This is a genomic window from Vibrio sp. Sgm 5 (assembly GCF_026241575.1).
In the GTDB taxonomy this organism is placed as follows: domain Bacteria; phylum Pseudomonadota; class Gammaproteobacteria; order Enterobacterales; family Vibrionaceae; genus Vibrio; species Vibrio jasicida.
Genome location: NZ_JAPHPY010000032.1, coordinates 37,295 through 51,604 on the forward strand (window position 1 = coordinate 37,295; position 14,310 = coordinate 51,604).

Genomic DNA, 14,310 nt, shown 5'->3' on the forward strand with positions numbered 1-14,310 from the left:
TGATGAAGCGCAAGCTTGGAAAATAGCTTGCGCTTCCTATCCAACACTTAGTTTGTCACCAACAACATTGCTGATTTCGCCGCCACTTTAACCTCGTCACCGTTAGGCACTTGTTCTCCGGTCATCATATCAACCAGAGCCTTGTTCACTGTCAGTTGCAGTGATTGCGCTCGCGCAGATTTGTTGAGTACCAAGATGCCCTTCTCGCCGCGCTGAAGTACCAACATATCGTCGTTACCTTCCAGTACCGTCATTGGTTCGCCATGAACAAGATTATGGAATGCCACCATCTTTGCCATACGCGCGTCCTTCCACGCATTTTGCCATCTTGGTTTGCCATCCACGCCCTTGATACCACTGGTATCCAAATCCGTGTAGATAAGCGGAACACCACCATCGCGTCCCAGAATGTAGGCATACGCTAGCCATTCGTTCTCTTCATCCATGACTAAATCCAAGAACACATCATTGTTTGGAATATCATGAGTAATCGCGAAAGTAATAGCTCGACGGTTAGATAAAGCCTGACCAAAACAGTACGGGTCGATCAAAGATTTAAAACTGCCTTTCTTCGAAAATGCCTTAAAAATGGTTGAGAACAACGGGAAGTCGTAGGCCCCCAAACGCGTTTCTTTTAAGTACGGTTCAAGGAACAATTCATATTCTTCTTCTGTCGCGCCACCATCTGTGATGATTTCACCAAAGATATGAACGTCTTGAGTAATGTCATCAGTCCACACTTGCTTTAAATGCTCAAGAGTCATGTGCTTTGCGGCATCAATACGGAAACCTTTCACGCCTAAAGCCTTAAGCGCTTTCAGGTAAGTACGTTGCTGCTCAACAACATGCTTGCACACACGTAAAGTCGGCAACCCAGGATCGGCTGGACCGCCCGAGATTCGACCATTTTGAACTTCCCACTTGTCTTTCCAATCTTTAATGCCAAAAGCTTCAACGAAGTCATTCTCATCAAACAACGGTTCTGACAAGTCACCGAATAGAATCAGATCTTGATACTTGCTAGCATTTTGCTGGTAATCGTCCATCACGGCTTGGCGTGGATATTGTAAATCCGAGCGTAAATGGGCTTCGTTCGCCATGTGATTAAAGACGACATCGGCGTAAACCAATACGCCCACACGGTCGAGTGCTTCAACCATGTTTTTAAAATCTGTGGTATTACCGAGCGCATTGTCGATAACACGATAATCTTGAGGTTGGTAACGCTGCCACCAGCGTTCATCTTGTGCGCTTTTCATCGGCGGAGAAACCAATACCGAGCCGTAACCTAGCTCGCTGATCTCTGCTGCGCGTTGGGCAATGTCAGCATACTTCCAATCAAAAGCGTGCAAGATAACATTTGCACCTGTTAATTGTGTTTTCTGTAAGCCACTCATGTCTATCTCCTAGTCGCGTTCGCTCACCCATTGTTACTCGAATTCATCGTGAGCGAATCCAATAGGCAAAATTATAAGAACTATTGGCGAGCCTCCCTCACCCCTTTCGCATTTCTGCTAGGAGGAAAAACAAGGCGTAGCTTATCTCCAGTTAAGGTTTAAACGTCCGTTTGAAAGCACTCCAAAGCCTTAGGCACAGCAAAAACCGCAAAGATACGAGCCTAACCTCATGTTTTATAATGACTTTATAATAAAAACATTCTGTCCGTGCCTAATATCACTATTACGCCTTTTCTCAGTAAGAATCTGAACATGGGGCAATAATTCGATATGTAACAAATATTTAAGAAAGCGAAACTGCCGTTCACGTCACAGTTGGTGCGGTTTATAAATTGACAGGAAAGGAGAGAAAGACTCGAAAAGATGATGAGAGGAGCACAAATAAAGAACGCTACATACAAAAATAGCGCGATAAACGCGCTACTTTTTAAGTACGGTATAACACCTTAGTACCTTGTTCATTTCAATGCACTATCTCAGCGCTTCATGCGAAAATAATGTTTAAGATGCTCGAAAGTCACCTTACTATGTCTATGCGGACTTTTAGCTATCAAATGGAAGTATTGATTTCCGCTTATTCAAATTCATTGAATTTTCTAACATTGCTCTTGAAAGAGCGGTCATTAGCCCATACATTTTATGTAGCTAAAAATTGAGGCTTAAGATGGCGTTGGACAAAAAAGATCAGAGAGTTATAGAAACGTACTTCAATATGGGGACTGGTTATGTATTGAATTACAGTAACCGTACCTTTTCAGAGTTTTTCGAACAATTTAGCATCGATATCTATGATGACCGTTATGCCGAATTTGGAGATTCAAAAGCCAAACGTCTCCGTTCATTCTTCAATCAGCATGATAACTCTTTCATCAGCAAAATACTGTTAGAAATGATCGCAGAGCATGACATAGAAAGAGAAACTAACCCTTTTTCATACACTGACCACAATGATGACTTGCGACAACGTTGTATCAATATAGCTAATCAACTTAGCCAATCATCGAATCAAGCTCAGCCACCACTAGAAAAGCGTTTTGTGAACCCGTTTAAAACAAATAGTCAACCGGACTTTTTCCCTCGTCAGCGTACAAACGGTTGGGAAAATAACTCTCAATCAACAACACCATATCAAGAACCTGAAAGCTCACAGCCTACAACTGTAGAACAATTCGTAGAGAACACAACTCCTTCATATTATGAGCCTGTAGCAACCAACATTGTTAAAGAACGAGTCTTTATTGTACATGGTCATGACGAACACTTACTTGTTGAAACTGAGAACCTCTGCCGTAAGTTGAATTTAGAACCAATAATACTTAAGGATCAATACAGTGGTGGCAAAACAATAATTGAAAAACTTGAAGCTCACAGTGACGTGAAGTATGCAATCATTTTATACACCGCTTGTGATGAAGGCAGGAACATCGGTTCAAGTGAACTTAAAAAAAGAGCAAGGCAAAACGTCGTATTTGAGCACGGTTACTTCATAGGCAAGCTTGGTCGAGACAAAGTAGCTGCTGTAGTTAAAGGTACAATTGAGATACAAGGTGATATTAGCGGTGTTGTCTACATTCTGCATCAAAATGGCTGGCAATATCAATTAGCTAAAGAGATGAAGCACTCTGGCATTACAGTCGATTTGAATCATGTATAGTCTTTGTTGAAGCTATTAAATTTGACCGTAATTAAGGAGTTGATTGCATCAACTCCTTTTTATTAACCATAAATATCTTCAAAACGGGAGATATTTACATGAAACCAACATCAACCACCCTAACATTCGACGAATTCCTTGCTGAATCTCGTGCTATCGACTTGGCTCGTAAATGGTTGAGAAAGAACACAGCTAAAACAGGCAAAGTACTCAACAAAAGACTCAAACTACTACTTGAGCGTGCTTTATCAAGCTTGTTTGAGCCAAGTGAAGCAACAAAGTTAAGTCGCCAGATCAACTCATACACAACGACTCTTGTTGCTTCATTTGAAGAACTGCAACAACTCGCCAAAGAAGTTGTTAACGACACCAACGATCAAGCCAATCAATCTAAGCAGCTTAAAACCCTTGCGATAGAAACAAGACAACTGACCAGCCAGTTTTTAACGACTCTAGAAGACTACCGACGTTCAAGCACTAAAGGCGGTAAGTTGGCTCGTGGTGGCAAAATCGACAAGAAGCTATACGCTGAAGCCATTCGCAAGCTTGAAGCACTAGAAAAACTCTGTGACCAGACATCAAAGGCAGCAGCATTTCTAGCAATAGACAACATAGAAGCCGCTAGTAAACAACTACAGTTCATCATCAACGCCAAACTTTAATCCCTCTAGCCCTCGCACCACGTCGAGCGCTTTTTCATGCTCAAAAAACTCTGCTCAATAACCCTTATAAATACAAGCATGAAATGAGAAATGCATCTTCTCATTGCACCGAATGATTCCACCCAGTGAGCCGCGCTGGTTGGTGCGAAATGCGGCAATTCTAATTTACAAAAGAGGCAATAACATGAAAAAAGCGGGTGGCAGACCAGAACGGTTTGATGAGATAGCCAGTGCCGAACTGGCAATATTGTCTTGTCTTGGTATCAAATCGATTAGTTCATTAGCTCGTGAAAACAATTGCTCACGGAACACTGTAACCAAGTACGTTAATCGATTTAAAGCACGTTTAAAAGGACTCGGTTATGCAGCAGATTAATCTCAATCACGTTCAGCGTGACACTTCAAATCGTTGGCTTGCTAGTGCTGTTCTTGATGCCATTCAATATCAAGCACCAGAAGCGTTCCAAGCTTCTTGTCGTGTTGCTGGTGGACTGAGTACTTGGTTAGACGAAGAAGAGCTTGAAATACTCTTATCTGCTCATTCAAATGAACTAAAGCAAGTTCAAAGGCAAGCCGAATATGAAGAACGCAAACGAACTAAAGAGCAGTCACAAGTACTCTACGCCTACGACAAAGCAAACGACGATCTTAAGTTCGCTGTTGGTAGAACAACGTTAGACCGCGAGCAAATGACGTTTACTGATTCTCAGTTTAAGAACTGGGTTCAACGTCAACTAGAACGTAAAGACATTACGGTGTCACAACGGGAAGATCTATTAGCTGCCAACTACTGGCTAGCAAAAGCACAAACAATAATCATTAAAAACGGGATTTAAAACATGTACTTTCAAGAATTAAAAAAAGCAGCTTCGGCGTTGGACAGTGGTTTTCTTTACAGCATCGTTAGTCGATTAGCGACACTTGAGCAACAGTCACCAAACGTTGTAAAGGCATATCAACTCGAATTTGAAAGCGTATTAAAAGAAAAATCGATTGAATATCTTGCAACAGTCGAAAAACGAATGGGGTCTAAAGGTTCAATGGAGGACTTGACTGACGATATCAAGTACTTGCTTCATGGCAAACATTTGGATCAGTTTATGCGCGAGTGCCACCACTACTCTAGCATGCCTCGTCCAGTCGTTAAAACAGATAACTATGCCTTTCGCAAATGGCTTCAAATCAATCAACGTAATCTAATGGTGTAAAGATGAAACTATCAAAGGAACAAAAACGAATTGCCGAACTTGAAGCCGCATTATATGCCGCTGAGTTGAAATTGGAACGCTTAGAAGAAACGGAAACAGAACAAACGTTCAAATCAAGCATTACTGTTAAACCAGTTGAGTTGCAGAGTTTCCGAGTCTTCAATAGAGCAATCGACGATAGCATTGCAAATAGCCAATATTTGAGTACTGGTCAAACAGATGCTCTTTCAGAATTAAGATGGATGGTAATTCATTGCCGTACTCCGCAGCAAGTTCTTGACTATGAAAAGCAGTTAATGAGAACTAAAGCAGCTAGTTGTTCAGCAACAGCTATCGGTCAATTAGCTCGTGACGTTTCGATTAAGTCTGTACTAGGTTCGAAAGTCGCTACTCAACTTGCCGTGTTTAATGCTTTGTTCGAACTAGATAGAGTTCAAGAGGAAATGGACGTGTCTGACTTTAACGATGAATTGTTAAAACATGATGCCACTTCAATTCTTAACCGTTCAACTGGCAAGTTGTCTGATTTAGTGGCTTTGAGAAAGGCGAGAATGAATGGTTCATTTGAGCAGATAGAACAAGTTATCGATAAGATATTGAGTGAAGAAGATTGAAGCGAGCATTTGCTCGCTTTTTTAGGTCTACAATTTGATACTGTAGCGCTCTGGCGGACGATACGTTGAAGCTAAACCCTTCTTTGATGAAATAAGACCGAAGCCAATCAACTAGGTGATACTTAGCGTTTACGATATGGTCAAGCGTCAACTTTGCTGAAGTGAGTTAGTCTGGATACAATCTATCAGTTTCACTTCCCCGATGTGACCGGACCTGACAGGTTGCCCTAAATCAGTTCTGCCCCTTTTTGTGTTTCAACGATTAGATAGGCGCTCAAATTCAACACCTTTTGACTTATTTTCTCTTATGCTTTTTCTAACACATCGCTCGACCCAAAACGACGACCATCGAGCCGTTTACGAGCCCCTTCCTAAGGGACAGGTCCCAGGTTCGAATCCTGTCGGGAGCGCCAAATAAAACAAAAGCTTAGCGAACATGATTCACTAAGCCTTTTCAGTTTTCGGAACACTGTATAGCGAATATGAGCCAAATTAAACAAACATAAACACAATATTAAAGGGTGTCACATTCTGTAAATGGCTTACTAGAAACAAAATGACTCAAACAGCTAGGTTTAGGCTCGACTACAGAATCTTTCACTAAATCCAAACCTGAATAACGTGACCTCAATTAGTATAAAATGAAAAAGAGCTATAAGTACTACCAGAACTAATAGCTCTTTCGATAAATCAATTAACGAGATTTTCTCATCCGCTTAGGGGATTTCAATCCTAAATAATACTTATATAGAAAAGCGAATGAATATTTTTTTCTACCGCCGCTAATATAAGTAATAAAGACAATACCATTCAATACAAGCATATCTTCAAAATGAGTTGTCGAATAGAAATTAAGTGATGGGTGGTTGCGCTTAACAGCTTCAACCAATTCCTCAAACTCTGCCTGTAGTAAGGATGAGCATTTAAGTCTATCATCAACTTTACTATTTCGAATATCTTCGACAAAAAACTTAATTACTTCATTTCCTGCCTCAAGAGCCAGATCATTAAAGTGGCGGTCTACAGCTTGTTCTCGTACATTTTTATACATACAATAATGAATACTTAAGACACAATCTTTTCTAAGTTTCTGTCCGTCTCGAATCTGCTGTTCAATACCAAGCCTAATTAGGTCTAAAAATGGTCGGAGGCTAATAGTCTGGTCTGCATTCTTAATATTAGTATAAAGTTCATCATAAGCATTATTCCATGAACTTTGACTACTACCAAAAAAGACCTCAGTTAGTTTTCTTAAAATATGTTCGTCAGCTGGCAGTTGATTAAACTGATTTTTTTTCGTAAGTCTCGCTAGGATCTGAGACTTTATAAACCCTTCTGAAACTTTACCTTCTAAACACTCTAAAAACGCTTCTTTCGAATATGCAAAAATAATTTTAAATAGGAACGCATACATTTCTTCATGCGACCATTCAAGATTAATAATCTTACTTTCAAGTGCATTTTTATTTGTCAAATTCCCAAGTTTAGAATAAAGGTCTCTTCTTAAAAACAACTTTGGTTGAATTCTATCAAAATTAAAGGATGAACAAAGACGAATCAATGGAGAGATGCCTAAACTCCAATCTGATGGATCTACAACAAAATCAAGTTGGTCAAATGTGACGATTAGTCTTTCATCGTTTCTTCTTAAAGAATCTTCAGCGTACTTTAGCTCATTTTCTATCTGAAGGAATTTATCGTCAGATTCAACAATTTCTTTGAACTTCATCGAAGTATGATGATCATTTTTTATATCGAAAGAAAGGTTGCTTTTACCAAATTTTTCGGTTTTATAGACAGTTAGCCAAAGATATACTGTCCAAAACTTCCTCATTTTATTATCTTCACCAAGATAGTCTTTTAGATAATTAGAAACTTCAAAATGTCTGGAATTTTTACTCTTAGCATCATCAATTGCATGAATGATATTATAGTTAAGATGTTTCTTCTCAGCCCTCTCAACCATAATATTAAAGAACTCATTATTCTGTAGAGCTTTATAAAACGCAGTTTTCCCCGTCCCTTTTCCTCCAAGAAGAATATTATAATCGTTCAAAAATAGATCTAACATACATTGTCGTATATAAAAGTCGTTATTAAAGAAATCATTGTTATATGCGATATTTTCCGCATATGGGTCAGGCATATTTTCTTTTAAAGCTTGAACAACAACATCGTAACTTTTAGATTTACTTTCTAAAGTGATATCTTCATCTAAATTATTATTTATCGTGTTCTGAGCCTCATCATGAGCCGTAGACGGTTCATCATTGATAGGCTCATCCTCCATACCTGAAATATTATCAATTTCAAATACTAGGAAATCAAAAAATTTTGAGTAACTGGTCGAGCTGGAACTCGACATAAAAAATTTTGTATCTTCAATGTCTTCATACTCAGTGCCGACAAGCTCCAGCATACTTTCTCTTTGAAAGTAGAAAGTCGGTATTGTAATATCATCATCACAATACTCTTCAATTTTCTTTGTAAACTTTCTAAATCTAGTTGTCACTGACGATGATACGATGGATAGAACCATACAAAGTTTAGACGAACTGCTTTTTTCATTAAACCTTTCTAAGAGGAACTCAATTCCAGCAATATTTTGCTGGTCATCGCCACACAACCCCACAGTAATATCGGAAAGTTCTGTCAGAGAACCAAAAACATTGTTAAAACCTGTACGTGAGTCAACGAGTATAACATCTGGTTCATATTCTTCTTCAATATCTTTTAAGAGAGTATCAAAGTCTTTAAGAAAGATATCTTTACCTTGAAGATCTACTCTAGATAAAGCTTCTAAATAGTAGTATTTACTATCTCCAAATATATCACCCGCTGGTAATAAGTTTATTCGTCCCTCTCCAGAATATGAAGCCGATATTTCATAAACATAGTTTTCATCTAATTTCATATCTTTTGAAAACTTTTTATCAACAAGATACTCCACCACTCCACTTTTAGGGTTAGCAAACTGCGATATTCCAAAAAAATTTAATAGCCCAGGAGCTTCGAAATCACAGTCAATAACGAATACTTTTTTACCAAGATTTGCATAATAGCCAGCGAAAAGGGCTAAAGATGTTGTTCGACCAACACCTCCCTTATAACTAAAGAATGTAACAAGCGGCGTGTTCTTTTTTGACGTCACTTCACTTCCATCGAGTAGGTTATTAAAACCCCTCCTTAATCCATAGTTAACTTTATCTGATTTAAATAGATAAGAGTACGAATCATCCTCGTAGTCTTCTTTCGAAATAAAACTATAATTAATATTATATTTCTCATGTTTTTTTAATTCTTCAGATATACATAGTAGAGAGTCCAAACTATTAACTTCATCAGATACAACTGTAACAGTAGCATTTTGATTCATCGAAAGATCAATAGAAAAGTCAATTATTTTTGATTCATATAATAATTTAGTTAACTCTTCTTTAATCTCATCTAATATTTTAAATGATAATATCATCACGAAACCCTATCTTATATGAGATTCAATTTGATTAAATATTTGATCAGCATAATCGCTAAAACTTATTACATATTTTGGTATATCACTAGACCTAAACTTGGGTGGTATATCACTATATACATACCTAACATCTGCATCCCAATTGTTATATAAATTTATAACTTCCTGAGAAATTCCGGCTCTAGTATCAACCAAGGCAAGTCCTGAATGAAATGAATTAAAGACATCATCATATACATTGAAACGATGGTGTTTTATTGTTCTATTGAAATCAATTCCACCTTGATTTATGTGTTTTATATCTCCATCTCTGTCATAACCAGCTAGTGCATAGATTCCATATTTTAAACTACATTCGATAACATAACCTGATATGTAATACAGATTCAATGTCAGCCTTTTGACTGAACCATTACATACAGGCTTTTTACTTAAATGTTGCTGCAGCTCACTTTTAAGCACCGCACTGGTATGTTTATGTTTTCTTGCTGCATTAAGAAACTCTAAATACTTCATGATCACTCACTACCTTCCAACTGAACCATCACAATATCACGCCTAAAAGACAATGAGTATCAACTTCTTAAATCAACAAACTTATCTCCCATTATCACACTATTACACCTAAATTTTGTGATATTGATTATGCCGATTACTCTATGTGTAAATACACTTATTCACAAAACCCCAAGTTAAAAAGCAGGGCGAAAGCTTGCAGCAGTCCACCACTGAAAAACACGAGTGATAATTTCACGTACAGCCGTCCCCCCTATTTTTTCAATGCTCTCATAAGCTCGCTATCGCAATATTGTCGTGGTTCATCAAAATTGGCCAATGAGATTGAGTTTTGCCATACATATTCTCGTGCAAATGGGTTTGGTGTTGTTTCGATTCGTAACGCGAAATTGTCCATAAGTGAGCTGTGTGATGTCGAGTATGGGTGTACGATTAAGTCACACTGTATAATCAAATCTGCCAGATTGTGTATGAGTTAGTACAGCTGAAGTTTCACCTTGCGCGGCTCTGATTGATTCACAAGCATACCTCTACCATCCTCGCATCAATTTTCTGAACTCGCTAGGCTCAGATGCCAGATCAAGTAGTTCTTCGTCGCTCCACTCTTCAATAGCGGTGATTAAACGTTCAAAGTACTTGATGTCAGCATTAGTTAAACCATTCTTTCTTTTTTTATTGACTTCGTTCATTCGCTGGAATATTTGCTTGATCATGAACTGTCGGTCAATTTGTTGGCTGGAAAGACTTTCTTCTGGATCGACATTTTGACTTGAAAGTAAGCTTGGACAAAGCATGTTGTTACCTCTTGTTCGTTTTTGTTGTATTTATCAAAACAAGAAACAGCCGAAGCGGCTTAACAAAACGAGAGGTTTTACGAATGAAATGAATTAGCAAATTTTCAACTGTGCTTGTGGTGAAGCAAACCTGCGTAGAAAGCAATTTAATATCTAGAACCGACTCTAAACGACGTTAAAGACTCATTCGACAAAGCGTACTGCTAGCCAGTGAAACCGTCTGAAATCGCATTGAAGAGCATCTAGCTAACGCTTTACAAGTCAAAGATAACCAACAAACAATCACAAGCTAAACTGTCCGGTAGCACGTAGTGCTACCGCAAGACCATCTATTTGATGAAAGCGAAGCGATAACAAGGTGAGCCGAAGGCGAACGGGCGAAGCCCCAATTAAAGACCTACCAAAACATTTTCATCCCGTTTTTAACGCTCTCCCTTATAGTTATTAAGACTTTCTTTTTTCTCCTGTTCTTTCTTTTTCTACAGTTCTTATCCTCTGCTTTTATTTACACCGTCTAAACCTAGGCATATCAATGCTTCAGCTCGCTAGACTCATACGCAAATGATACGGCTTGATATAGCAAATGATACGCTTTTGATGCGACATAGAAGAGCAATTGATACTCTTTTGATACAGAATGAGCCATTAGACTGACACGCAATTGACACGCCAGTTAATACCTTATATCAATCAAAACTGTCAGATTAATAGTTAAATCCAGTCAATAATAGCCAAAATCAAAAGTTTAGAAGTATAAATACTCTTGTACAATAGAGATGTTGTGCAAGAGTTCTTTTTGACTCATATTGAATCGCGAGGCGGTGCGCTAACACCCCTCGCACCCTACATCTCTATTGACCAGTGTTAGCGCACTGTATTTTTACTCAATATGAGAACAAAACAGATGTATAAACAAATTTCCCTTTTTCAAAACGATGATGGTTTCACCGTCAACTTGTCACTTGCGAATACTCGCACTCCACGTAAGAACACAACCTTCCAGAAAGTAGCTACAGCAAAATTAGCTCAAAACGAATCTAGCTTGTTTACTCAACTTCGCACGATTTCAAGTAAAAGCCATGCACAAATGATGTCAAAACGTCTGCAAGGAATGAACATCAACGCGACTTATACAGCTACCGATAATCAACATCTATTCATCCTTGATGAGAAAACCAGTTTTATATTCGTTGTTGATATGTGTGAGCGTACCGTTTCTTGTTTAAAAATAAGCGACCGAATTTTTGTTAGTGGTCATCATGACCCACTTTACCGAGAATTTTGCACAGAAATCGCAAAGCAAACAAAACCTGAGTCTTATTTCAACCCTTGCCCTTTGAAGCTAACTAAACGCAATAGCGAAAATATTGTAAAAACTGACCCGAACACTGCATTACTTGCGCGAATTGAAGAACAAGATGCCTTAATTTCTCAGTTGTATGCTGAACTAGAAATAACAAAATCGGTTTCGGCTGAAATTGCGCTGGGATTACTAAGGCAAACGAAAATTGAAAAGCCAGACACTGAATGCATAGAAATTCAAGAAGTAAGCTTACCGCAGAAAGCTATTGATGAAAAGATAGGCTCACTCGCGGTGAATTATAATCGAGATTTACTAAAGGCAATCAAGCCATTAGTTAAGCCTTGTCATATTGTCGAACTGGAAATGATTGTTCAGTTATTAGACAGAGGGATGACATTGTTACCAAAAAGATTCACGCTTGATAAAATTAAAGCACACTATCCACTCATGTTTGATGAAAATAATTATTTAAACACTGCGCAATTAATTGAAAGCGAACAACGCCGAATCGCATCTGATGCACTAAAGCGTAAAGATTGGTCTGAAGAAGAATCTCAATTTGAAATGCTAGACAGTTGAAACCCTACACTCTATACACCGCCTACACGTAAACGTGTAGAGCGTGTATAGTATGTATAGTTGTTAAATCACTTTTTACACATCAAAAAAGTAATAATTGCCTGAGTTTTTGCGTCGTCGCTCAATTCCGAGCTGTACAACTTGTTTGCCGAATGCAGTGCTCGACAAGCTTTTCTCTTTGTTAACTTTACGCCATGAGTCATACAACGCAAAAAGCTCTAACGCTTTATACGATTCTTGAACATTAGTCTCACGAAATTCATCTAGCCAGATTTCAACCGATGAACGACAACGCTGAGTTTCGTACTGAATTTGTGTAATTCGCTCAATATGATTGTCTACGTACAGTGGACATTCTGCGTTTTCATCGACGCATCGCCATAAGTTTTCGAAATTTACGTGCTCTAATGCGTCGAAAAGCGGCTTTTTCAAGTTAACTTGCCAAATACGACGCGAGCCCGTTGAGTCTTTTAAAATATCGCTAACATCTACGTTACTTGACGCTATCGCATTTGTTACTTTCTCAAATTGCAATATCGTCGATGTGTTCGGATTTCGCATAGCGACCTTATCTGCGTAACACCACTCTTTAAATTTAGAGAGCATGGAGTTGTTGATCGAAGATATTTCATCAAAATCAACGACAAGCAGCTTTCGCCACAAGCCGTTGCCGAATGTGTCTTTGATACTAGAGACATCACGTCTCAACGCTAACTCAGCGATTGGCTCATACAGTTTTTGATTGAACGTGCTCTTACCGAAGCGTTGCTCAACAGCGAACAAAAGAGGCATCGGCACTTGCTCTTTCTCTAATTTGTTAATTGTGCGTTTAACATTCCAAACCCAAGACTTGAAAATTAGTATGTCATCATCACTGAATTGTGCATGTTTTTTCAGCTTTACAAACTCATCTGAGAGCGTATCGTCGTATTTCAAGCGCTCTCGAAGCTGATCAATTGTCGCATCGTACATATTCACGTCATATTGAGTTAACGCAGCTTTTACATAGCGTGGCTTGTGAAACGATACATCAACTTTTTTACGCTGCAACCAGAGCTGAATGTCTGCATTAAGCTCACTCGGCGTAAGTGTCATCTTATCTTTCGTGAAGCGGCAAAAGCCCCAGCGAATATCAGACTGCTCGAAATATTTCTCTACGAGCTGCAGACTATCAGTGCATTCTGCAATACTTTGTAGCTCTGACTGTTCAATAAAATCATCTAATTTAACAACATTCATATAACATTACCTTAATAGCCTGAAGAAATAAGCGGATTTTTGTCAATTTCACGCGTAAGGAGATACTTCTCTGTGTATGCAAACACTTTGCGAATATCACCGTTCGACGCACTGAGAATCATGCGAATAATTTGCATAAATTTGCTATTTAATTGCTTATCTTCGATTTCTTTATCAACAACCTCTGCTACTTTAGCAATTACTAATTCTTCGTTATCTGACTGATTAAAATCTATGCCGTTTACTCGTGACAGTAAGTTAGCGGGAATTTTATCTATAGCGTTTGCTGTCATGATGACTACGCAATTAGTACGCGTTGAAAACTTATTGTAAGCAGATGATATTGCTTGCAGTTTTTGCGAACTCAGTTTATCAATTTCGTCAATGACAACGACTGGTGAGCAATTCGATAGATCATGCATCGCTAATTTTCTATCTAAATTGTCGATCTGCTTAGCTGACTGTGCGCATGAAGCGTCAATAAATAACGCTGAGTCAGAAATAGAATCAGCGACTATTTTTGCTGCAAGCGATTTGCCTGATCCTGTGCTATTACTGTGAATCAGAAAGAAACCTTTCATTTTTGCGATAATCTCTAGCTGTTTCTTATTCGAATCAGAAAGAAGCATATCGTCGAGTGATTGTGCTTGTTTAATATACATTGTAGAACTCTCATTTTAAGCTGTTGTTTAATATACGTTTCGCACTTCCCTGTGACGTGTATATACCTTAACCGGCCAAAATAGAGTTCTAAACAAAATAAATTGAAAAATTTTTTTTATTTTTATTTTTCAATATCTTATTGTAAA

13 protein-coding genes are annotated in these 14,310 nt (G+C 38.3%); 7 read left to right on the forward strand and 6 right to left on the reverse strand.

Features of this window, described 5'->3' with window-relative positions; all coding sequences use genetic code 11:
* Positions 1-47 precede the first annotated feature (47 nt).
* Entirely contained in the window at positions 48-1,397 is a 1,350-nt protein-coding gene (locus OQJ86_RS17095; protein ID WP_265988593.1) for an alpha-amylase family protein, read from the reverse strand.
* 724 nt (positions 1,398-2,121) lie between these two features.
* Here OQJ86_RS17095 and OQJ86_RS17100 point away from each other — a divergent pair.
* The 6 genes from OQJ86_RS17100 to OQJ86_RS17125 all read left to right on the forward strand — a co-directional run bounded on the left by OQJ86_RS17100 (position 2,122) and on the right by OQJ86_RS17125 (position 5,595).
* On the forward strand, positions 2,122-3,111 hold the full coding sequence (locus OQJ86_RS17100; protein ID WP_225473238.1) for a TIR domain-containing protein: 990 nt from the start codon (positions 2,122-2,124) through the stop codon (positions 3,109-3,111).
* A gap of 98 nt (positions 3,112-3,209) precedes the next feature.
* Positions 3,210-3,773: a hypothetical protein gene (locus OQJ86_RS17105; protein ID WP_265988597.1), complete on the forward strand. Its 564-nt coding sequence runs from the start codon at positions 3,210-3,212 to the stop codon at positions 3,771-3,773.
* Positions 3,774-3,957: 184 nt separating this feature from the next.
* Positions 3,958-4,149 (forward strand): hypothetical protein, encoded by a 192-nt coding sequence (locus OQJ86_RS17110; RefSeq protein WP_229621223.1) that lies wholly within the window; start codon positions 3,958-3,960, stop codon positions 4,147-4,149.
* Complete coding sequence (locus OQJ86_RS17115) at positions 4,136-4,609, forward strand: hypothetical protein (protein WP_258666578.1); 474 nt, start codon at positions 4,136-4,138, stop codon at positions 4,607-4,609. Before OQJ86_RS17110 ends, OQJ86_RS17115 begins: the two co-directional genes overlap by 14 nt.
* A gap of 3 nt (positions 4,610-4,612) precedes the next feature.
* Positions 4,613-4,981 carry a hypothetical protein gene (locus OQJ86_RS17120; protein ID WP_265988605.1) on the forward strand — a complete coding sequence of 123 codons (369 nt, stop codon included), beginning with the start codon at positions 4,613-4,615 and terminating at the stop codon, positions 4,979-4,981.
* A gap of 2 nt (positions 4,982-4,983) precedes the next feature.
* The gene (locus OQJ86_RS17125) at positions 4,984-5,595 is read left to right on the forward strand and encodes a hypothetical protein (RefSeq protein WP_265988610.1); all 612 of its coding nucleotides are present in this window, start codon (positions 4,984-4,986) and stop codon (positions 5,593-5,595) included.
* 694 nt (positions 5,596-6,289) lie between these two features.
* Here the strand turns inward: OQJ86_RS17125 and OQJ86_RS17130 are convergent.
* From OQJ86_RS17130 to OQJ86_RS17140, 3 genes are all read right to left on the reverse strand, one after another.
* A complete protein-coding gene (locus OQJ86_RS17130; protein ID WP_265988646.1) occupies positions 6,290-9,067 on the reverse strand; it encodes a KGGVGR-motif variant AAA ATPase in 2,778 nt (925 codons plus the stop codon).
* 9 nt (positions 9,068-9,076) lie between these two features.
* A complete protein-coding gene (locus OQJ86_RS17135) occupies positions 9,077-9,586 on the reverse strand; it encodes a hypothetical protein (protein WP_265988612.1) in 510 nt (169 codons plus the stop codon).
* Between the two features lie 530 nt (positions 9,587-10,116).
* On the reverse strand, positions 10,117-10,380 hold the full coding sequence (locus OQJ86_RS17140) for a hypothetical protein (RefSeq protein ID WP_158155390.1): 264 nt from the start codon (positions 10,378-10,380) through the stop codon (positions 10,117-10,119).
* A 904-nt stretch (positions 10,381-11,284) separates the two neighbouring features.
* Between OQJ86_RS17140 and OQJ86_RS17145 the strand changes: the two genes are divergently transcribed.
* Positions 11,285-12,262: a hypothetical protein gene (locus OQJ86_RS17145; RefSeq protein ID WP_265988616.1), complete on the forward strand. Its 978-nt coding sequence runs from the start codon at positions 11,285-11,287 to the stop codon at positions 12,260-12,262.
* 75 nt (positions 12,263-12,337) lie between these two features.
* Here the strand turns inward: OQJ86_RS17145 and OQJ86_RS17150 are convergent, their stop codons facing one another.
* Positions 12,338-13,501 (reverse strand): VapE domain-containing protein, encoded by a 1,164-nt coding sequence (locus OQJ86_RS17150; RefSeq protein WP_158155394.1) that lies wholly within the window; start codon positions 13,499-13,501, stop codon positions 12,338-12,340.
* Positions 13,502-13,512: 11 nt separating this feature from the next.
* Complete coding sequence (locus OQJ86_RS17155) at positions 13,513-14,163, reverse strand: AAA family ATPase (protein WP_158155396.1); 651 nt, start codon at positions 14,161-14,163, stop codon at positions 13,513-13,515.
* Between the last annotated feature and the right edge of the window lie 147 nt (positions 14,164-14,310).

What these genes read in the sequence shown, in the direction of transcription:
- OQJ86_RS17115 (WP_258666578.1), top strand. Translation starts at nt 4,136, where the DNA reads ATGCAGCAGATTAATCTCAATCACGTTCAGCGTGACACTTCAAATCGT.
- OQJ86_RS17140 (WP_158155390.1), bottom strand. Translation starts at nt 10,380, where the DNA reads ATGCTTTGTCCAAGCTTACTTTCAAGTCAAAATGTCGATCCAGAAGAA.
- OQJ86_RS17095 (WP_265988593.1), bottom strand. Translation starts at nt 1,397, where the DNA reads ATGAGTGGCTTACAGAAAACACAATTAACAGGTGCAAATGTTATCTTG.
- OQJ86_RS17150 (WP_158155394.1), bottom strand. Translation starts at nt 13,501, where the DNA reads ATGAATGTTGTTAAATTAGATGATTTTATTGAACAGTCAGAGCTACAA.
- OQJ86_RS17130 (WP_265988646.1), bottom strand. Translation starts at nt 9,067, where the DNA reads ATGATATTATCATTTAAAATATTAGATGAGATTAAAGAAGAGTTAACT.
- OQJ86_RS17125 (WP_265988610.1), top strand. Translation starts at nt 4,984, where the DNA reads ATGAAACTATCAAAGGAACAAAAACGAATTGCCGAACTTGAAGCCGCA.
- OQJ86_RS17110 (WP_229621223.1), top strand. Translation starts at nt 3,958, where the DNA reads ATGAAAAAAGCGGGTGGCAGACCAGAACGGTTTGATGAGATAGCCAGT.
- OQJ86_RS17155 (WP_158155396.1), bottom strand. Translation starts at nt 14,163, where the DNA reads ATGTATATTAAACAAGCACAATCACTCGACGATATGCTTCTTTCTGAT.
- OQJ86_RS17105 (WP_265988597.1), top strand. Translation starts at nt 3,210, where the DNA reads ATGAAACCAACATCAACCACCCTAACATTCGACGAATTCCTTGCTGAA.
- OQJ86_RS17120 (WP_265988605.1), top strand. Translation starts at nt 4,613, where the DNA reads ATGTACTTTCAAGAATTAAAAAAAGCAGCTTCGGCGTTGGACAGTGGT.
- OQJ86_RS17100 (WP_225473238.1), top strand. Translation starts at nt 2,122, where the DNA reads ATGGCGTTGGACAAAAAAGATCAGAGAGTTATAGAAACGTACTTCAAT.
- OQJ86_RS17135 (WP_265988612.1), bottom strand. Translation starts at nt 9,586, where the DNA reads ATGAAGTATTTAGAGTTTCTTAATGCAGCAAGAAAACATAAACATACC.
- OQJ86_RS17145 (WP_265988616.1), top strand. Translation starts at nt 11,285, where the DNA reads ATGTATAAACAAATTTCCCTTTTTCAAAACGATGATGGTTTCACCGTC.